Here is a 19,064-nt window from a genome sequence, read left to right on the forward strand (position 1 = left end):
GACGGACGTGCCGGCTACCCGCCGAGCCGGTCGCGCAGACTCTTCGGCCGGATGTCTGGCCAGTTCTGTTCGACATACTCCAGACACTCCGCTCGGCTGGCCTCGCCGAACACCACCTTCCAGCCGTCTGGGACGTCGGCGAAGGTCGGCCACAGGCTGTGCTGTTCCTCGTCGTTGACCAGCACCAAGAAGGTGCCGTTTTCGTCATCAAATGGATTGGTGCTCATCGGGATGAAGTGTACTGTCCCAACCTTAGATCCACCCCCGTGGCGACCAACGAGAATTTCGATGCCCGCAAGTCGAAGCACCACCGTGTCCGACGGCCTCGATGCACGCGTGCTGAGGATCGCCGCCGTTTGTGTGCTGGGCGTGATGATCACCGATCTGGACTCCTGGATCGTGATCGTTGCGCAGCGAACCTTCGCGCGCGAATTCGCTTCGCCGCCAGCCATTGTCGCCTGGACGCTGACCGGCTACACCTTGGCGCTGGCGACGGTGATTCCACTCACCGGCTGGGCCGCCGACCGCTTCGGCACCAAGCGACTCTTCCTGGGTTCGGTGGCGTTGTTCGCGGCGGGATCGCTGCTGTGTGCCGCGGCGCCCAACATCGCCCTGCTGGTGACGTTCCGGGTGGTGCAGGCACTGGCCGGCGGCGTACTGCTGCCGCTCACCTTCATCATCGTGACCCGGGAGGCCGGCGCACATCGGATCGGCCGGCTCATGGTCGTTCTCGCCGTGCCCATGATGCTTCCCTCCGTCTTTGCTCCGATGCTCGGCGGCTGGTTGATCGGTTCCTTCAGCTGGCGGTGGATCTTTTTGATCAACCCGCCCATCTGCCTGGTGGTATTCCTACTGGCGCTGGCGGTCCTGCCCGACAGCGAGCCCGCCAGCAACGAGCGGCTCGACTTCATCGGCTTGCTGCTGCTGTCGCCCAGCCTGGCGACGCTGCTGTACGGCATCTCCTCGATTCCGCGCCGCGGAACCACCCAGAGCTGGCATGCGTACCTTTTCGTGTCGATCGGGTGTGTGCTGCTCGCCGGCTTCCTCTTCCATGCGCTGTACCGGCCCCGCCATCCGCTGGTCGACCTGCGATTGTTCGGTAACCGAACCTTCGCGGCGGCCAGTGCCACGATGCTGTTGTACCTGGCCGCCTGCTCGGGCCTCGGTTTGCTGATGCCCAGCTTTTTGCAGCAAGCACTCGGGCAGACACCGCTGCAATCCGGAGTGCGTTTGGTTCCTCAGGCATTGGGATTGGCAGCGATTATGCCGATCGCCGGGTACTTCGTGGACAAACGCGGCCCACGTTATTTGGCGCTGGGCGGCCTCGCGCTGATCGCAACGGGAATGGTCGTCTTCGCATATGCCGCCAGCCGGCACTGCGCTTATTGGCCGATGGTGCTGGTTGCTCTAGCCGTGATCGGGATGGGCATGGGCTGCACCAGTCCAGCGATTTCCGGGGCGGCGATCGGGACCCTCAAACCGCACCAGGTATCGCGGGGTTCGACATTGATGGGTGTGAATCCGCCGATAGCCATCTCGACCGGGGCCGCCCTGATGTCGGTCATCCTGACCGCCGAGTTCAATCGCAGCCCGTACCTCTCGGCGGTGAAACGGGCGGCCATGCCGCCGAGCGATCCAGCCAAAACCGATGTGCCGCTAGACCTTTCAGCGCCACCCCAGCAGGCTTTCCCGGCCGACTTCATGAGCCATGCCGCGAACGACCTGTCGCACGCGTACGCCGTTGTGGGTGTCATTGCCGCCTGTCTGGCGGGATCTGCACTGATACCGGCCTGGTTTCTGCCGAACCGGCCGGTGCAATCGCCGGGGCCGGCTGCGCTATTGGCCGGCAGCACAAGCGCGACAACCTGATATTTCAGGGATTTCTCTTTCCACCGTATACCGCACCCGGGGGCTTGCGGCAAGACCCCCCTGATGCCGCACAATCGCTGGCCTAAGCAGAAACGGCGCAGATGGGGGCACGTGTCAACGCATACATACGACGAGGAATTGCGGTCCGAGCAAAGCTACGTGACCGATCTCTACGCGCGGCTCGACGCCGAACGCGCGCGACTTAAGGAGGGCTACCGGGAAGCCCTGCAGCATCCGATTGATCCACAGAATGGCGGGACCCTGGTCGAGCGCGATGCCGGGGTGCGTTCGCTCGCCAAAGCGATGCAGCGATTGGACGTCGCCGACGACGGCCTGTGCTTCGGCCGGCTGGACGCCCTGTCAGGCGAACACCTTTACATCGGCCGGATCGGCATTCTCGACAGCGAGAACGAGTACCACCCGCTGCTGCTCGACTGGCGGGCGCCGGCATCGCGCGCGTTCTACGTCGCCACCGCCGCGAGCCCGGAGGATATGCGCCGGCGCCGCCAGTTCCATACCCGCGGACGTCGAGTCCTCGACTTCACCGACGAGGTTTTCGGACGCCCCAGCGGCGAACAACGCGGTGACGCAGCACTTTTGGCGGCGGTCAACGCGCCGCGCGGGGCGGGGATGCGCGACATCGTCGCGACTATCCAGGCCGAACAGGATCAGATCATCCGGCTCGATCACCCCGGGGTGCTGGTGATCGAGGGCGGCCCGGGCACCGGCAAGACGGTGGTGGCACTGCACCGCGTCGCCTATCTGCTCTACACCCAGCGGGACCGGTTTGAACGTCACGGGGTACTCGTGGTGGGGCCCAACCAGGCGTTCCTCAACCACATCGGCCGGGTGTTGCCGTCGCTTGGCGAGTCGGAGGTGGTATTCATGACCACCGGCGACCTGATGCCCGGGCTGCACGTCACCGCCGAAGACGCTCCGGAAGTCGCCCGGATCAAGGGCTCACTGCAGATCTTGGAGGTGCTCGCGGCGGCGATCGCCGATCGGCAGCGGCTACCGCAGGAACCGCTGCCCATCCAGCTGTCCGACGTCGAGGTGCGCATCGACTCCGAGACCGCGGAATGGGCCCGGCAGGAGGCACGCGACAGCGGACTGCCGCACAACGAGGCCCGCGCGGTGTTCAGCGACATCGTCACTTTTGTCCTCACCGAAAGAGCGATAGCCCGCATCGGGCGGGGCTGGCTGACCCGACAGGACCGCCAGGCCTGGGAGCGACTGCGCGAGGACCTGCTCACCGAACTCGCCGACAGCGCCCAGTTCAATGCCGCGCTCGAGCAACTCTGGCCGAGGCTCACACCGGAAGGACTGTTGGCATCGCTGTACACCTCGCCGGAGCGGCTACGCGCGGCGCGCGCCGACCAGACGCTGTTGCGTACCGACGGCGAAGCGTGGACGGTCTCGGACGTGGCTCTGCTCGACGAACTGGTCGATCTGCTGGGCCGCGACAAGGCGGCAGACGAAGCCGCCCAGCGCGAACGCGACGCCGAGGCCGCCGATGAGGCCGCCTATGCCGCCGGCGTGCTGGATCTGATGATCCACCGTGAGGATCTGATGGACGACGAGGATCAGCTGCTCGCGACGGACATGCTCTACGGCGAGGACCTGGCCGAGCGTTTCCAGGAGCACGACACTCGCGATCTCGCCGAACGCGCTGTGGCGGACCGGGATTGGACCTATGGGCACATCGTGGTGGACGAGGCCCAGGAATTGTCCGAGATGGATTGGCGGGTGCTCATGCGCCGCTGTCCGGCGCGCTCCTTCACGGTGGTCGGCGACCTCGCCCAGCGACGTTCGGCGGCCGGAGCCACGCAGTGGGGTCCGATCATGGAGCCGCATGTGCCCGGCCGCTGGGTGTACCGGTCGCTGTCGGTGAACTACCGCACCCCGGCGGAGATCATGGCCGTCGCCGCAAGACTGCTCGCCGAGTTCGCGCCCGGTGTCCAGCCGCCGGAATCGGTCCGTGCCTGCGGGGTGCAACCCTGGGCACGGCGCCTCAACGAAGGCGAACTATCCACTGCCATAGCGGAATTCGTCCGCGATGAAGCCGGGCGCGAGGGCACCAGCGTGGTGATCGGGCCCCCTGGTGTGCCGGGTGCGGTGACCCCGTCGCAAACCAAGGGCCTGGAGTTCGATGCCGTGCTGGTGGTCGAGCCGGAGCGAATTCTCGCAGCCGGCCCGCGCGGTGCGGCCGACCTCTACGTCGCGCTCACCCGCGCCACCCAGCGTCTGGGCGTCCTGCATGTCGGCCCGTTGCCACCGGCTCTGAGTGGGATTGGTTCGTTGAGATAGCGGCTTACTTCCAGGCGAACACCGGTTGCTCGAGTTCGTCGACCGGGTCGTGCCGGTCTTCCAGGCACAGCCAGCGCAGTTGCAGCAGCACGGCCCCCGTCGGCGCGTGAATGAGGTCGTTTCCCAACGGGATCTGCACGACCGGCCGCGGGCTTTCGGGAATTGCGATGAACCGCGGCGAATCGGGGCGCTGCAATTGGTGCAGCCCCACCCGGTAGACCGCTAGCACCTCCGCGGGCGCGGGTCTTAGCTCGAGCCGCCCGCCGCCCCAGATCACCACCGGGGTGATGACGTAACCGGATCGCGTCGGGTAATCGTCGAGTACCCCCAGCACGGCCGAGTCGGACAGCTCGACGCCGACCTCCTCGTGCAGCTCCCGCAACGCTGCCTCCACCACACTTTCCCCCGGATCCAGGCGGCCGCCGGGCAGCGCCCACTGCGCGGCGTGTGAGCTGAGCCGAGATGTCCTGCGGCACAACAGGAATGCCGCACCTCCGGACACGTCGACCATATGGCCGTCCAAACCCGGTTCCGGCATCGCCCGGCCACCGATCCACTCGTGCACCGGCGCCGGATCGGTCCGGTCCTCACCGATCTCCGAATCGACAAGCACCACGGCGACGGCGGCATGCCGTTTGGTCGGGTCCGTCACGGCGCGGCGGTCGTGACCCGCCAAGCGCGCACGAATCTGCGCACGCAGCGTTTCGTCGTACGCGATCGTCACCGTTCGACCATATGCCGGGGTACCGCCGGGAAGCAGTCGCGGTGCGGTGCGGTTGAATGCGGAATGCGCATTGGAGTCGTATTTCCGCAAACCGAGCTCGGTGGAGACCCCGCGGTCCTGCGTGCCTACGGACTAGGTGTCGAAGAACTCGGGTACACCCACATCCTGGCCTACGACCACGTGGTGGGCGCCGATCCGGAAATGCACCAGGGGTGGTGGGGACCCTACGACATCGACTCGACGTTCCACGAGCCGTTCGTCATGTTCGGATACCTGGCCGCAGTCACGTCGCTGGAATTGGTCACCGGCATCATCATCCTGCCGCAGCGGCAGTCGGTGCTGGTGGCCAAGCAGGCCGCCGAGGTCGACCTCCTCACCGGCGGACGGTTTCGGCTCGGGGTCGGATTGGGCTGGAACGCAGTCGAATTCGAGGCGCTCGGGGAAAAGTTCAGCAATCGCGGCAAGCGCTCGGAGGAACAGGTCGAGGTGCTGCGCAAGCTGTGGACAGAGCGGTCGGTGACGTTCGCCGGGAAGTACCACACGGTGACCGGGGCGGGCCTGGCACCGCTGCCCAGCCAGCAGCCGATTCCGGTGTGGTTCGGTGCGGCGTCCGACCGGGCTTACGAGCGCGCCGGCCGGCTCGGCGACGGCTGGTTTCCGATGATGGAGCCGGGCCCCGGCCTGGACTACGCCCGTGAGCAGGTACACCGCGCGGCAACCGCCGCGGGACGGGATGCCGGGGGCCTGGGGATGGAAGGCCGGGTCAGCTGGACCGGCGACCTTGAGAAGATTGCGGCCGACATCGCGGCCTGGAAAGCCGCGGGCGCCACGCACGTATCGGTGAACACCATGAAAGCCGGCCTGGCCGGCGTCGACGACCATCTCGCCGCACTGGAGCGGGTCGCGGCGGAGCTCAGCTAGCCCTGCATACTGCAATTCATGGCCACCGTCGTCGCTTTCCACGCACACCCGGACGACGAGGTCATCCTCACCGGCGGCACGCTCGCGAAAGCGGCGGCGGCGGGGCATCGCGTGGTCGTCGTCACCGCGACCGACGGCCGGATGGGTAACGAGGACGACGACCTGCGCCTGAACGAATTGCGAACGAGCGCAGGCATTCTCGGAGTCCACCGGGTGGAGTGCCTGGGCTACGCCGACAGCGGCTACGGGCCCGACTTCTACCCCGATCCCCCGGGACGGGTCCGGTTCGGCCGCGCCGATGTCGACGAGGCGGCCCAGCGGCTCGCCTCGATACTTCGCGCCGAAAATGCGCAGCTCTTGCTCAGCTATCAGAGCAACGGCGGGTACGGCCACCGCGATCACGTGCAGGTGCATCACGTCGGCAAGCGAGCCGCTGAACTGGCCACGACTCCACGTGTGCTCGAAGCGACGATGCCACGCGAATTGCTCAGCCGCATAGGCGATCTGGCGCGCTTGCTGCGCCTGCCGGCGCCCTACGACCGCGATGTGGTGCGCACCGCATACGCCCCGCGGGCCACCATTACGCATCGGATCAATGTGCGTCGGTTCGCGCGGCAGAAATGCGTGGCATTCGGTGCGCATCGCTCGCAGATCGGTACGGGGCGCAACGCGCGGCTGTTTGGTCTGCTGCTTCAACTGCCACCCGCCGTACTTGGCCTGATCTTCAGTCATGAGTGGTTCGTCGATCCGGCTGGTCCGTCAGGCCCGCCGCGACCTCCGCGCTGCGACATCTTCGACTGATTAGTTGCCCGAGCTTCGCTGAGCGCTCCAGACCAATAGTCCGACTTGGAACGCGATATCGTCGGCGATATCGCCCAAATTTGGGTATGTCGCGGCGCACCTTGGAGTGCCAAAATATCAACTGTCCGTACCAACTTCAGCGGTACGAGGAGTGGCGATGCCGAAGAATGTCGCTATCTGCGTGAGGGGCACCCGGGAAAACGGGAGCGTCAATGACCTCGCGGCATTCACCTACGTCGGCAAGAACGGACCGATCGGCGGCTGAACGGGCAGTCGCCGCCCGCCAAATCAACCAACAGGGGGTTCCCAAATGGTCCTCATCACCGAAAACGGGTGGCCGCAATGCTCGCGCGACGAGTGCGACACGGTGTCGGTACCCGGCACTAACAAGGTTCGTCTCGTGGTGCGTGCCGGCGACGCCGCGACTGTGCTGTCCGCCTGGGCGGCGTGGTTCCACCGCAACATACGTTCCATCGAACCCCCTGACGGACACCAGAATTGGTGGTATTGGGATCCGGTCGACAGCATGTGGAACTCCAACCATTTGTCGGGTACCGCAATCGATCTGTGCGCCGACGAACTCAATCAATACAGATATGACATGCCGCAGGATCAGGTCACCAAAGTAAAGCAGGGTCTTTCGCTGTTCGAGGCAAACATCTACTGGGGCCGCGACTGGGGTGCCGGCGATCAGGATGAAATGCACTTTCAATGCGGTTACGACACCTGGAACAATCCACGGTTCGCGCAATTCGCGCAGCGGCTGCGCGACGGGTATCTCAATATCTTCGGCCCGCCCGATCCGTTGGCATTTCCCCTGCCGATGGGTTACTACTACGGGCCGCTGGAGGGACCCGACAACTGCATCTCCGGGGACTACGCGACCGACTCGCAGGCCGCCAAGGACGGGCTGGGCCGGTGGCAGGAAAAGCTGGGTCTAGCGGTGACCAAGCACTGGGATGATGCGACCGCCAAGGCAGCGACCGAGCTGCAACGCCAGAAAGGTTGGCCGCCCAACCCGGCGTTCGGATATGGGGGGGTGTACGCCGCTGAATGGGACGCCGTCATGCGGGACAACTGGCAGCTTCCCGAAGACTGGGATGCCTCGAAAGTCGAAGGACCCGAAATTCCCTTGGTCAAATGGGGTGACTACAGCCAATATCAAGAATGCTGCATTGACGAGTCCTATCCGTATCCGGTCGTCTGTTTCCGCGCCTCGATCGCCGATGCCAGCGCCACGACAGCGGCTCGCTATGGGGGCATCGACACCAAATTCGTCGACAACATGACGCGGGCCAAGCAGCTGGTCGCCGAGGGCAAGATAAAGAAGATCATCGCCTATCACTTCTGGGTGCCCAACTTTGACAACTGGGGCACGTTCAAGGCGGCGATCGATGCGGTGGGCGGTGTCTTCCCGGAATTGGCGTTCATGGTGGACGTCGAGGACGGCGGCCCGAAGTGGGACATCCGCGGGGATCAATCCAGTGGCGTCAACGAATTCATCACGAAAGGGCAGGCGCTTTTCGTCAATCGGCAAGCCGCGAGCATCTACGTAAACTTCAACGCCAACCCAGACTTGCTGCCGGTCGCGTCACTGCCGAAAGGGGTCAAGATCATCGTGCCCCGCTACGCCGGCCCCGACAATCCGCCGGTCGTTCCGGCGGGGGTTTCGGTATTTGCCCACCAGTACGCGGAAGACGAGAACACGCCGCCGTTCGGACCGACGGACATCAATCAAAGCCGTATGACACTCAGCGCGTGGCTACAGGCCTGGGGCAGCAATGGCGGGGAGGGCAAGCCTGCCGTCGACCAGGTATCGGCCGCACATCCGACAACCTTCACCGAGGAAGACCGGGCACTGCTCACCGAGGTACGCGACCTGCTCAAGCAATACCTGGCCACGACAAGCGGCGAACAGCCGGCCCTTGCCGGTGCGTTGACCAACGGACGACCGCAGCGCGCCGGCGCCGCCAAGGTTTCGCGGCCCAGGAAGGCGCCCGTGAAACGGACCACCGGAGCCGCCAAGGCAACGGCGAAGACCGAGGCCAGGAGGCGCCCTAAGGCGAACGCGCCCAAGTAATTTCGCGCTTTACCCGGCCGGCACGTTGGCGCAGCCCGCTACGTCACGCAATTCGGTGAAGGCGGCGAGGAATGCGTCGGTAACCTCGTGGGTGTCGGTCAGCGTCGCGTCGTCGGCGAGCACCGAGACGCTCAACTGGTCGACGTAGCTCCAGACGGTGACGTTCAGCGCCGCGCCGGCGGCAAGTGGCCCCACCGAATAGAACTCGGTCACCACCGCGCCGGCGATGCGGGCGCGCTCGCGCGGTCCCGGGACGTTGGAGACGATCAGGTTGAACAGCTGGTTGGGCGCCTCGCGCCGCGACATCCAGCCGAAAGTCGTGCGCGTGACGGTCGGCGGGATGAATTCCAGCCAGCGGCCCACCAGGGTCGGGCCGAGCAGTTGGTGATCTTCCTTGGCGATGCGCGTCGACGTGCGGATGAGCCGAAGCCGCTGCATCGGGTCCGCGATCTGCACCGGCAGCGAGACCAGCATGGTGGCCAGGGCGTTGCCGGCGATCCGGTCGGGCGAGGTGTCGGTGGCGGTGGGTATCGAAGCGGTCAGCGGCCGGTCGGCGGGTTCTCCGTGGTTCAGCAGCAGCCGCCTCAGTGCCCCCGCGGCCACCGTCAGGACCAGATCGTTGATGGTGACGCCGAGCTTCTTGCTGGTCGCTTTGACCTCGGCGAGCGGCAGGGCTGCGCTGGCGAATGTTCGTCCCGGCGCGAGCTTGTGGTTGAGAAAGGTGGGTGCAGGGTCGAATTGCCTTGCCAATTCCGAATATTCATGGCGCTGGCGCGCTCGGCGCTGCAGCCGGTAAGCGCCGACGACGCCGTCCCTAATTGCCGACGGCAGCGTCCGGACTCGTGCGGCATGGTCGCGCGCCGCGAACCGCAACACTTCTGCGGTCGTCGGCGGGGGAAGTTTCGGCTGAATTTGGGACGGCGCAGGCTCGGGACCGAACTGCATCACCCGCGCCATCAGGTTCGCCGAGGCGACCCCGTCAGCCAGGACGTGATGCACCTTGCCGATCACCGCCACGCGCTCATCGGCCAGTCCTTCGGCGTAGTAGAACTGCCACAGCGGGCGGCTGCGGTCCAGGGCCGTGCTGGCGATCGTGCCGATCAGTGCGTCGAGTTCGCGCCGTCCGCCGGGTGCCGGCACCCGCACCCGCTGCAGGTGGTAATCCAGGTCCAGTTCGGCGTCGTCGCGCCAGATCGGGCGATGCAGACGCCACGGGGTGGACACCAGTTGGTAGCGCATGGGTTCCAGGACCGGGAGCCGGGAGCGAAACACCTCGCGGAACGCCTCGAACGTCGCGGTGCCCTCGAAGCCGGTGGTGTCGACGACGGCGATCTTGAGCGTGTGCTGATGAACGTTGGGAGTCTCGCTGGCCAGCATCAGCACGTCCCAACCACTGAGTCGCTTCACCGCCGCTCCTCCGCTATGGGCTACGTGATTGCCCGCTTGGCGTAATCAGCCGTCGGAAGCCGGCGGTGTACCGATTCGATCGCGCGCGCCAATCCCGGGACGAATGCCGCCGGCGCCAGAGTGCACCCGCCGTGGCCCGCATCGACCGTGAACGTCTCGGCGTCGGGGATGTGGTCTGCCAGCCACTGCTGGCGCCGCACGCCGAAGGCACGGTCCTTGCCCGTCACGACGACGGCAGTGGGCACATCGATGTCGCCGACCCACGTCGAAGAGTCGAACCGGACCACTTCGGCGATCGCCCGCGTGATGCCTCCGGGCGAGGTGGCGCGGAATTGCCCCAATACCCACTGATAATCGGCGTAGCGTCCGCCCGTCACCGCGCGCGCAGGTGCACGGCGGCGGGGCCCAGGGGTGAGCGAGTCCATCAGCGCCGCGAACAGCCCGGTGCCCACCCGCTCATATGCGGCGCGGCTGACCGCCGCCGTGGCCGCGCACAGCACCAGCCCGTCGACCCGCTCGCGATGCCGGCGCCACACCAGCTGAGCGACCAGCGAGCCCATCGAATAGCCGACCGGCACGAAGCTGTCGATGCCCAGGACGTCGGCCAGTGCGGCGACGTCGTCGGCGCAGTCTTCGAAGAGCATGCGGGGCGGTGAGATGCCTTGCCCGTGGCATCGCTGATCGAAGACCACCACCCGGCCGAACTCGCGCACCACGTCCAGCGCTGGGTACCACGTCATCAACCCGGTACAGGCCAGCGAGTGCAACAGAATGTAGGTCGGTCCGTCGCAGGGTCCGGAGTCGTATACGTAGGTGCTACCGCGGCCGGGCAGGTCGACGACGGATCCCTCGGGTATCTGCGCGACAGGGGCTAACGCGGGAACTTTGAGTAACCGCGACAATCTCGTCATTGGGATGCCTTGCAGGCGCCAAAAGCTGTCGATGGGTTATTAGAACACGTTCTAGGGCCCGCCCAAATTGGCGCTGTAATCCAGCGCTACCTCGAGCGTCGGGTCCAGCGGCGGGTCCTGCGGATACGCGGCTTGCATCCGCTCGCGGACAAGCTCGGCCAGCGCGTCGCGCTCCCCGTCGGCCCGTACGTCGAAACCATTCGACACGCTCATGATGTAGCACACTGCTACGCTTGTAACATAATGCTACAAGTGGGCAGCCATGGCTGAAGCTACCGATCGAGTCACCCGGGTCGCCGCAGACCTGATGGACAGCGCGGCCGCTGAAGGCCGCCGGCAGAGCCGCTCCGCCAAGCAACAGCTCGATCACTGGGCCAGGGTGGGGCGCGCGGTGTCCAGTCAGCACAGCGCTGCGCGCCAGCGCGTAGAAGCCGCTCTGGCCGGCCGGCTGCCACTGCGCGAGCTAACCGTCGAGGAAGGTGTGGTGTTCAACGCCGAGATTTCAGCCGCCATCGAGGAGAGTCTGGCCCACTCGAACTACGGTCAGGCCCTTGCCCAGCGCGGCGTCACCACCGTCGCCCTCAACGACGCCGGTGAACTCGTCGAATACCAACCCGACGGCACTTCCACCGTCGTGACCTCAAAACGCCGGTCCGCCAGGCGCGGGAAGTGATTGCCCCAGCCACCGGATGAACCGACTTGATCTCGTCGTCGGACCTAACGGGGCGGGCAAATCGACGTTCGTCGAACTCACCCTGGCTCCGCTGCTTCCCGGCAGCCAATTCGTCAATGCCGACGAGATCGCCAAGCAGCGGTGGCCGGACGATCCGGTGTCGCACTCCTATGAAGCCGCCGGCGTCGCCGCCGCAACCAGGGCCAGGCTCATCGAATTAGGCCAACCCTTCATCGCCGAGACGGTGTTCTCCCACCCGTCGAAGTTGGAGCTCATCGACACTGCCCACGCGGCGGGCTATGTCGTCGTTCTGCACGTCCTGCTTATCCCCGAGGAACTCGCGGTGCAACGTGTGAAATACCGCGTCCGCGCCGGCGGCCACGATGTTCCTGAAGCCAAGGTTCGCGGCCGCTACCAACGCTTATGGGCGCTCGTCGCGTCCGCGATCGGCTCGTCCGACGCGACAACTGTGTACGACAACAGCAGCAGGCAAGGGCCGCGCATCGTCGCGCAGATGAGCAACGGCTACCTAGTCGGCGGACCAGAGTGGCCGGACTGGACCCCGTCGGCGCTGACCTCGGGGTAGTTGTTTCAACTACGTTGTGCGCGTAGCTGATACAAGCCATGCGTGGTGGCGACGACAGTTCCGGCGGCGTCGGTGACGACCGCATCCAGCGTGTAGTCGGACTTGCCCTGCGCGGCGGCCTCGGCTTCGACCCGGGCGATCGTCTCGTCGTCCAGGTGCGCCTCGGCACGTAGCGCGGAGGTGGCTCTAGCGGCGAAGGTGATCTCAAGCTTCTTCACCAACGGGAAATACTTGCCGGCGTCGAACGTCGCCAACGCGATGATGCCGCCGAGCATTTCCGCGACGGTGAATTGGACGCCGGCGTAGATGACGCCGAAATGGTTGCCATTGCCCTCGACTGGAACGCTGGCGGCGGCAAAGCCGCGGCGCGCCTCAAGTACCCGGAATCCCATCCGGGCGGCGACCGGGATGGTCGACGACATACCGGCGTTCATCATCTCGACGAGCGAGTCAGCCATGTCGCCGATCGTCGCACAGCTTGCCCCGTCGACGTTCACCAGGCATGCCTCTGCCATCCTGACGGGTGATGGAGGAGACCGACTCGGTACGTCAGCTCTGGCAGTCGCTAGGTTTGCCGGGCATCGTCGACGTCCACACGCATTTCATGCCGAAACCGGTGATGGACAAGGTCTGGCAGTACTTCGACGACGCCGGGCCACTGGTAGGGCGTCCCTGGCCGATCGCCTACCGCACCGACGAGCAACACCGGGTAGAGACGCTGCGCGGCTTCGGGGTGTGTGCGTTCACATCGCTGGTCTATCCGCACAAACCCCAGATGGCGGCCTGGCTCAACGAGTGGGCGACGGGGTTCGCCGCGGCCACACCCGATTGTCTGCACACGGCCACCCTCTACCCCGAACCCGGAGTCGAGGCCTACGTCGCGCGAGCGGTCGACGAGGGCGCGCGAGTGTTCAAGGCGCACATTCAAGTTGGCCGCTACGACCCGACGGATCCACTGCTGGACGCCGCCTGGGGCGTCATCGAAGACGCCGCCGTCCCCGTCGTCATCCATTGCGGATCCGGTCCCGCGCCCGGCGAACACACCGGACCCGAGCCCGTCGCGAAGCTGCTGGCGCGCCATCCCGGCCTGCGCCTGATCGTCGCGCACCTCGGCATGCCCGAATACGCCGAATTCCTCGACCTGGCCGAGCGTTACGACGAGGTGCGGCTGGACACCACCATGGCGTTCACCGAGTTCGTGGAGGAAACCATGCCGTTCCCGCCGTCGGAATACGCACGGCTGCGCGCTCACGGCGACCGCATTCTGTTCGGCAGCGACTTTCCCAACATCCCGTATGGCTTTATCGACGCCATGCGTGTCCTTATCCGGTTGCCCGGCATCGACGATGCGTGGCTGCGAAAAGTGTTTTACGACAACGGCGCCCGCCTCTTCGGCCTGCCGGTCAGCTGAGGACTACTCAAGCACGAAGACCGGGATCTGCCGGCTTGTCTTCGTCTGGTATTCGGCGTAGGGAGGATAGGCCTCAACCGCCAGCTGCCACCACTGCTCGCGCTCGCTCCCGTCGAGTTCGCGCGCTGTCAGGGTGACGACCTTGTCGCCGTCCTGCAGCGTCACCGCAGGGTTGACCCGCACGTTGTGGTACCAGGAAGGGTGCTCCGGCGCCCCGCCCTTCGACGCGACGATGGCGTAGCGCCCGTCCTTTTCGACGCGCATCAGCGGCACGTACCGTTGCTTGCCCGACTTTGCTCCGGTGACAGTCAGCAGCACGACGGGGCGGTCGAAAATTTCGACCCCGTCAGTAGTGCCCTGGTTCAATATCTTCTCGGTCTGCGCGCGTACCCAATCCGTGGGACTCAGCTCGATTTGATCAGCCATACCCGTGCTTAACACTTCGGCGCGGCCGATGCATTCCCGAAGGCCGGGGCGCCCGGCGGGTCAGCAAAGTTGATGATGATGAAAGCGGTTGCCCCCCAGCCGCTTCGCCTGATACATCGCGGCATCGGAGGCGGTGATCAGTTCGGCGAGAAGTGTCTGGGGGTCGTGGTGTGCGGTTTCATCCAGCAGGACGCAGGCGGTGCCGATGCTCGCTGTCACTCCCGCGGTCGAGGCCGCGATAGCCTGGCACAACTCGGCGGCCAACTTCTCGGCGTTGCACGTGGGCGCGGTTCCAGCGAGCAGAAATTCCTCACCTCCACTGCGCGCCACCACCCCTTGGCTGTCGGCAACTGCCAGTAGCGCTTGGCCGACCTGGACCAGTGCGCGATCGCCCGCGGCGTGGCCGCGGCTGTCGTTGAGGGCCTTGAAATTGTCGAGGTCGATGGACAGCACCACGAGGTGCGCGTCGATGCCGCGCCGCGCCAGGATCATCCCCAGGCCGTTGTGCTGGAACGCCCGCCGGTTGAGCAGGCCCGTCAACGGGTCTCGATCGGCGCTCAGCAGATCCCCCGCCAGCGCGCGGACCAGGATCCGGATGGCAAGCGGCAAGGCGATGTTGACCTCGACCACCAGCCAGAGGTCCACACCCGCCAGGCTGGGGTGCCCGGAGATCGCCAGCCGCGCGGCCTCGAAGATGCCGACACCGGCAGCCACCGCGAAGTTGTACAGCACGAATCCGGTGTTGTGGAAAAAGGCGATGTAGGCACCGAAAGTGGCGAAGGCAATGCAGCCGATCAGCGCGGCCAGCGGGTTCGGGTGCGCCAGACAGGCCAGGGCGACGGCGGTGTTGCACGTCAGCGCGAAGGCCACCGACTGCGCGCGGGTCGGCCAGCGCCACATCCAGAGCAAGACCCCGGCGAGCCCCCCGGCGATGGCGATCCAGGTCATCGCGACCGGGACCTGCCCGCGGGGACCGTCCGAGCCGGCCAGCAATGCGACAAGGCATAACACCATCGAGGCGGCGATAAACGCCATCAGTGCCCGAGTGGCACCGCTGAGGCCGCGCGCGGCCAGGTAGCCGGAGAACCAGTCATACTGGTCGGCCTGCCACCATCGGCCAAACATCGCGGTCATCGTTGACTCCCAATAGCTACCACCGAACGTCGGTGGTCGAGGCTGCCCCCGAGCAGATTATCGCGCTCCGGCGCTGTGGCGGCGTCCTAACATTTAGAAGTTCAGCCCGGAGAACATGACCCGGCCGGGATCGTACTTCTGCCGGACAGCGCTCAACTTGGACAGATTCGGTCCGAAATAGCGCGCTGCCGGCTGGTTGGCCTCGATGTAGTTCACATATCCGCCTACCGAATACGGTTGCACCGCTTGGTGTGCCGTGCCCAGCCAGCTGGTCGCGGCCGACGGCGAGCCGGATGTTTCGACGTACCACTGCACCAGCGCGCCTTGCCGGCGCCACGGGAAGGCGGAGGCTCCCGGTTGCACACTGGCGAGTGCGCCGTCGAGGGCATGCATGATCGCCAACATGCGGCCGGCGCTGCGGGGAAAGGCGTCGACGGCGGCGGCGATCCCCTTGGCGACGGCCGCGTTTACCGTGGGAAAGACGTCGGACCCGCCGACATATCCCAGCGGTGACGGATTGAGGTTGTTGACGGCCAGATACCTCACCAGGTCCAGGTAGTTGAACGTGTGGTTCTCGGTTCCGGTCGGTTGCACTCCGACGGCCGAGATGATTGCGCTCGCAACGCTATTGCCCGACCCGGCCGGGCAGGTGGCGAGGATCCGGCAATGCGTGCCCAGCCCATCGGTGGTGCTGTCGGCCAGTGCCCAGCTGTTCTTGTCCGCGGTCCGCAACCAGTTCTGCCAGCCGACCAGAACCTGGGCGAAGGCTTCCGGCGGGAAGTTGAGGTTCACCGCGTCGACGTCCTGGGTGGCGAAGGTGGCAAACGTCAAAGAGGTTGTCACTCCGAAGTTTCCGCCACCGCCGCCGCGTAACGCCCAGAACAGGTCGGGGTTGCTGGAGGCCGACGCGGTGACCGCCTGACCGTTGGCAAGCACCACCGAGGCCGAGGTCAATTGGTCGCAGAGCAGCCCTGCGTGCCGCGAGTTTGCCCCCATGCCGCCGCCGAGCGCGTGTCCCGCGGCGCCGACGGAGGGGCAGGTCCCTGTCGGGATCCCCCGGCCGGCCGCGGCCAACACTTCGTGCACCTCATAGAGCGTGGTCGCCGGTGTGACGGTGACGTGATTGGTGGCGGCCTCGAATTTCACTCCGCCGGGCAGTTGCCGCAGATCGAGCACCACGGTCCCGTTGGCCGTGGACGCTCCGGTGTAGGAGTGTCCACCGCTGCGCGGTGCGACCTTGAGATTGTGGGCAGCGGCGAATGCCATCGCCTTTTGTACGTCCGCCGCCGAGGTCGGGGTGACGATCACCGCGGGCGCCGAATCGTTGTAGTTGGTGTTGAAAACCTTTTTGGCCGTGGCGAATTGGGGGTCGCCCGGCTGTAGCACCCGCCCGCCCAGCGCGGTGGTGAGACCGTCCAAGCCGGAGGCAGTGGGATCGGCGGTAGCCCGCGCCGGCCCGAAGATCGCGCCCGCGGCTAACGCACCGGCGGTACCCCGCAGGAAGGTCTGGCGGGATATCTCACGGCGCAAAGCTGGGCTCCCGTCTCGTGCTGGTCGCGAGCCCGGCGCAGCCCGCGCGCTGCGGACCGGCACCATCGCGCCCCGTAACGGTCGCGAGCCCGGCGCAGCCCGGGCGCTGCGGGCCGGCACCATCCTGCACCGTGACCGGTCGCAAGCCCGGCGCAGCCGGGCGCTGCGGGCCGGCACCATCCTGCACCGTGACCGGTCGCAAGCCCGGCGATTGCCTCATATCCCGCATTGTCATTGACGGGACGAGGGATACGGCGGTGCCGTGATGGCCGAGACGCAAACGTGCCCGAAGCTTTATCGGTCCTGGTTCAGCCGGCGCCCTTGCCGTTGTCGACCCGGTACACCGCGCCGTGGATGGCCGCGGCGTCATCGCTGGCCAGAAACGTGATCACGGTGGCGACGTCGTGCGGCTGCATCATGCCGCGCGGTGCGCGGCGGGTCGACAAGATCCCCGCCTTGTGCGACCTGGTCGCCGAGCTGCTCGCTCAACGGTGGAGTCCGCAACAGATCGCCCGTCACCTGCGAGGCAAATATCCCGATGACCCATTGATGTGGTTATGTCACGAAAGCATCTATCAGGCTGTCTACCAACTGCATTCACGCTTGATCCGGCCGCCACAAGTTGAGTCGCTTGACTCGGGACCGTTGCGCATGGGCAGGACTCATCGCCACGCACACCAACCGCCCGGTCGGCGCGGTCCACGCTTTGCCCAGCCGATGCTGTCCATCCATCAGCGCCCGTTCGCACCCGCCGACCGCAGCCAGGCAGGGAACTGGGAATCTCAATGCTGTTGTCAAGCCGCCAGTGCAGTGTTGGCGGGCTGAGGTTCTTGGTAGTGGGTGTGGTCGCGCAGCATGGCCCAGATGACGTTGATGCGGCGGCGGGCCAGGGCGATGAGTGCCTGTTTGTGTGATTTGCCCTCGGCGCGTTTTCGGTCATAGAAGGTGCGGGACGCCGGGCTGTTTTTGAGGCTGGACAGCGCTGCCAGGTAGCACGTGCGCAGCAGCCGGCGGTTGAAGCGTCGCGGCCGGTGCAGGTTGCCGCTGATGCGTCCGGAGTCGCGTGGGACTGGGGCTAAACCCGCGACACACGCGAGCCGATCCACGGTGTCGAAGCCCTCGAGGTTGCCACCGATTTGGGCAAGGAATGTGGCGGCAAGTACGGGGCCGAACCCGGGCATGCTGGTGAGAATTCCGGCACTGCGGTGTCGTTCGAAGCGATCGGTGATCTCGGTTTCGATCCGCTTGAGCTCGTCGTCGATCGCAGAAATCTCTGCAGCCAGCCGCGCCACCAACAAAGCCCCGATCGTTTGGGTGGGCAGTGTGCTTCGCTGCGCCTGGGCGGCATCGACAGCGGTTTGCGCGACGGCGGCACTGTTGCGACAGCCACGTGCTTTGAGCCATGCCGTCAGCCGTGCGGCGCCGATCCGTCTCAGGCTCTCGGGGGTCTGATAGCCCGACAAAAGAGTCAGCGCCGCTTTGCTTTTGGAGTAGTCGAAGGCGCGTTCGAGGGCCGGGAAGTACTCCAGCATTGTCTCGCGAAGTCGGTTGATCGCCCGGACCCGGTCGCAGACCACGTCGGTGCGCCGTGCGGTCAGCAACCGAAGATCGGTGGCAATCGGATCAGCTCTGCGCACCGGCTGCAGATCGGTGCGCATCCGCGCCTGATCGGCAATGATTCGGGCGTCTTTGGCGTCGGTCTTGCCGTCACCTCGATAAGTCGCCGCCGCGTGATGCACGATCCGGCCCGGAAGGTAAAGCAGCTGCTGATCCTGTGCTGCCAGCAACGCGATCAGCATCGCCGCGCCACCAGCGTTTAAGTCCGTCGCCCAACACACCTGCCCGCCGGCCGCGATGCCGAGGACGACATCGATAAGCGCCACCAGCGCCGTCTCGTCATTGTCGACCCGCGTGGAAAGCAATGCGCTGCCGGTCTGATCAAGCACTACGCAGTGATGCGTGCGCTTCCCTGCGTCGATACCCGCCCATATCGTCGGCATGTGTTATCTCCTTGTCGTCGCCGAATAAAAGCCCTGGCGATGACCATGCCGACACGTCCTTAACCAACGATCAATGTCGCAATTCTCAATCAGCGGTCGAGTCATCAGCAGGCAGCGGGCGGCCATTCCCAGTGAGCCGTCCCAGCGGCGGGGCGATCTAAGCCATACCCGCCACCCGAGGGTGATCAGGACCCTACGACAGCCCCAAAACACCCCTCAAACAACTTAAGGAAGGCGATCTCATCGTCGGCAAGAACCAAGGCTCGGCCATCGGCACCCTCGTC

General features: G+C 65.8%; 17 protein-coding genes and 2 pseudogenes. 8 read left to right on the forward strand and 11 right to left on the reverse strand.

What is annotated here, in order from left to right; translation table 11 throughout:
• Nucleotides 1-14: 14 nt before the first annotated feature.
• Nucleotides 15-227 carry an MbtH family protein gene (locus tag BST12_RS16740; RefSeq protein WP_083114251.1) on the reverse strand — a complete coding sequence of 71 codons (213 nt, stop codon included), beginning with the start codon at nucleotides 225-227 and terminating at the stop codon, nucleotides 15-17.
• A gap of 61 nt (nucleotides 228-288) precedes the next feature.
• Between BST12_RS16740 and BST12_RS16745 the strand changes: the two genes are divergently transcribed.
• Both BST12_RS16745 and helR read left to right on the forward strand, forming a co-directional pair.
• On the forward strand, nucleotides 289-1,869 hold the full coding sequence (locus BST12_RS16745) for a DHA2 family efflux MFS transporter permease subunit (RefSeq protein ID WP_245850364.1): 1,581 nt from the start codon (nucleotides 289-291) through the stop codon (nucleotides 1,867-1,869).
• Nucleotides 1,870-1,980: 111 nt separating this feature from the next.
• Nucleotides 1,981-4,176, forward strand: a complete 2,196-nt coding sequence (gene helR, locus BST12_RS16750; RefSeq protein WP_281254777.1) for an RNA polymerase recycling motor ATPase HelR — start codon at nucleotides 1,981-1,983, stop codon at nucleotides 4,174-4,176.
• A 4-nt stretch (nucleotides 4,177-4,180) separates the two neighbouring features.
• On the opposite strand, the gene BST12_RS16755 is transcribed toward helR, so the two are convergent.
• Entirely contained in the window at nucleotides 4,181-4,900 is a 720-nt protein-coding gene (locus BST12_RS16755; RefSeq protein ID WP_083114253.1) for an NUDIX hydrolase, read from the reverse strand.
• Nucleotides 4,901-4,963: 63 nt separating this feature from the next.
• Between BST12_RS16755 and BST12_RS16760 the strand changes: the two genes are divergently transcribed.
• The 3 genes from BST12_RS16760 to BST12_RS16770 all read left to right on the forward strand — a co-directional run bounded on the left by BST12_RS16760 (nucleotide 4,964) and on the right by BST12_RS16770 (nucleotide 8,702).
• Nucleotides 4,964-5,821, forward strand: a complete 858-nt coding sequence (locus BST12_RS16760; protein WP_083114254.1) for an LLM class F420-dependent oxidoreductase — start codon at nucleotides 4,964-4,966, stop codon at nucleotides 5,819-5,821.
• Between the two features lie 18 nt (nucleotides 5,822-5,839).
• Entirely contained in the window at nucleotides 5,840-6,622 is a 783-nt protein-coding gene (locus BST12_RS16765; protein WP_083114255.1) for a PIG-L deacetylase family protein, read from the forward strand.
• A gap of 310 nt (nucleotides 6,623-6,932) precedes the next feature.
• Nucleotides 6,933-8,702, forward strand: a complete 1,770-nt coding sequence (locus BST12_RS16770; protein ID WP_083114256.1) for a M15 family metallopeptidase — start codon at nucleotides 6,933-6,935, stop codon at nucleotides 8,700-8,702.
• Between the two features lie 9 nt (nucleotides 8,703-8,711).
• On the opposite strand, the gene BST12_RS16775 is transcribed toward BST12_RS16770, so the two are convergent.
• From BST12_RS16775 to BST12_RS32025, 3 genes are read right to left on the reverse strand one after another with little or no spacing between them, the layout of a single operon-like run.
• Nucleotides 8,712-10,109, reverse strand: coding sequence for a WS/DGAT/MGAT family O-acyltransferase (locus BST12_RS16775; protein WP_083114257.1), 1,398 nt, complete (start codon nucleotides 10,107-10,109; stop codon nucleotides 8,712-8,714).
• Nucleotides 10,110-10,129: 20 nt separating this feature from the next.
• Nucleotides 10,130-11,020 (reverse strand): alpha/beta fold hydrolase, encoded by an 891-nt coding sequence (locus tag BST12_RS16780; RefSeq protein ID WP_245850366.1) that lies wholly within the window; start codon nucleotides 11,018-11,020, stop codon nucleotides 10,130-10,132.
• Between the two features lie 51 nt (nucleotides 11,021-11,071).
• On the reverse strand, nucleotides 11,072-11,233 hold the full coding sequence (locus tag BST12_RS32025) for a hypothetical protein (protein ID WP_170062138.1): 162 nt from the start codon (nucleotides 11,231-11,233) through the stop codon (nucleotides 11,072-11,074).
• 49 nt (nucleotides 11,234-11,282) lie between these two features.
• On the opposite strand from BST12_RS32025, the gene BST12_RS16785 reads away from it, so the two are divergent.
• Nucleotides 11,283-11,693 (forward strand): TA system antitoxin ParD family protein, encoded by a 411-nt coding sequence (locus tag BST12_RS16785; protein ID WP_083114258.1) that lies wholly within the window; start codon nucleotides 11,283-11,285, stop codon nucleotides 11,691-11,693.
• Between the two features lie 13 nt (nucleotides 11,694-11,706).
• A pseudogene (locus tag BST12_RS16790) lies at nucleotides 11,707-12,279 on the forward strand (ATPase); the annotation flags it as partial.
• Between the two features lie 5 nt (nucleotides 12,280-12,284).
• Here BST12_RS16790 and BST12_RS16795 read toward each other — a convergent pair.
• Nucleotides 12,285-12,737: a YiiD C-terminal domain-containing protein gene (locus BST12_RS16795; protein WP_083114271.1), complete on the reverse strand. Its 453-nt coding sequence runs from the start codon at nucleotides 12,735-12,737 to the stop codon at nucleotides 12,285-12,287.
• Between the two features lie 68 nt (nucleotides 12,738-12,805).
• Here BST12_RS16795 and BST12_RS16800 point away from each other — a divergent pair, with 68 nt between their 5' ends.
• The gene (locus tag BST12_RS16800) at nucleotides 12,806-13,690 is read left to right on the forward strand and encodes an amidohydrolase family protein (protein ID WP_083114272.1); all 885 of its coding nucleotides are present in this window, start codon (nucleotides 12,806-12,808) and stop codon (nucleotides 13,688-13,690) included.
• A 3-nt stretch (nucleotides 13,691-13,693) separates the two neighbouring features.
• Here the strand turns inward: BST12_RS16800 and BST12_RS16805 are convergent, their stop codons facing one another.
• The 5 genes and pseudogenes from BST12_RS16805 to BST12_RS16830 form a co-directional block, all read right to left on the reverse strand.
• Nucleotides 13,694-14,116, reverse strand: coding sequence for a nitroreductase family deazaflavin-dependent oxidoreductase (locus BST12_RS16805; protein WP_083114260.1), 423 nt, complete (start codon nucleotides 14,114-14,116; stop codon nucleotides 13,694-13,696).
• Between the two features lie 60 nt (nucleotides 14,117-14,176).
• A complete protein-coding gene (locus BST12_RS16810; RefSeq protein ID WP_083114261.1) occupies nucleotides 14,177-15,250 on the reverse strand; it encodes a GGDEF domain-containing protein in 1,074 nt (357 codons plus the stop codon).
• Nucleotides 15,251-15,343: 93 nt separating this feature from the next.
• Nucleotides 15,344-16,780, reverse strand: a complete 1,437-nt coding sequence (locus tag BST12_RS16815; protein WP_083114262.1) for an FAD-dependent oxidoreductase — start codon at nucleotides 16,778-16,780, stop codon at nucleotides 15,344-15,346.
• Between the two features lie 308 nt (nucleotides 16,781-17,088).
• Nucleotides 17,089-17,211: pseudogene (locus BST12_RS16820) on the reverse strand (SDR family oxidoreductase); the annotation flags it as partial.
• 363 nt (nucleotides 17,212-17,574) lie between these two features.
• Nucleotides 17,575-18,780, reverse strand: a complete 1,206-nt coding sequence (locus BST12_RS16830; RefSeq protein WP_083114263.1) for an IS110 family RNA-guided transposase — start codon at nucleotides 18,778-18,780, stop codon at nucleotides 17,575-17,577.
• Nucleotides 18,781-19,064 lie beyond the last annotated feature (284 nt).

This window comes from Mycobacterium angelicum, assembly GCF_002086155.1.
In the GTDB taxonomy this organism is placed as follows: domain Bacteria; phylum Actinomycetota; class Actinomycetes; order Mycobacteriales; family Mycobacteriaceae; genus Mycobacterium; species Mycobacterium angelicum.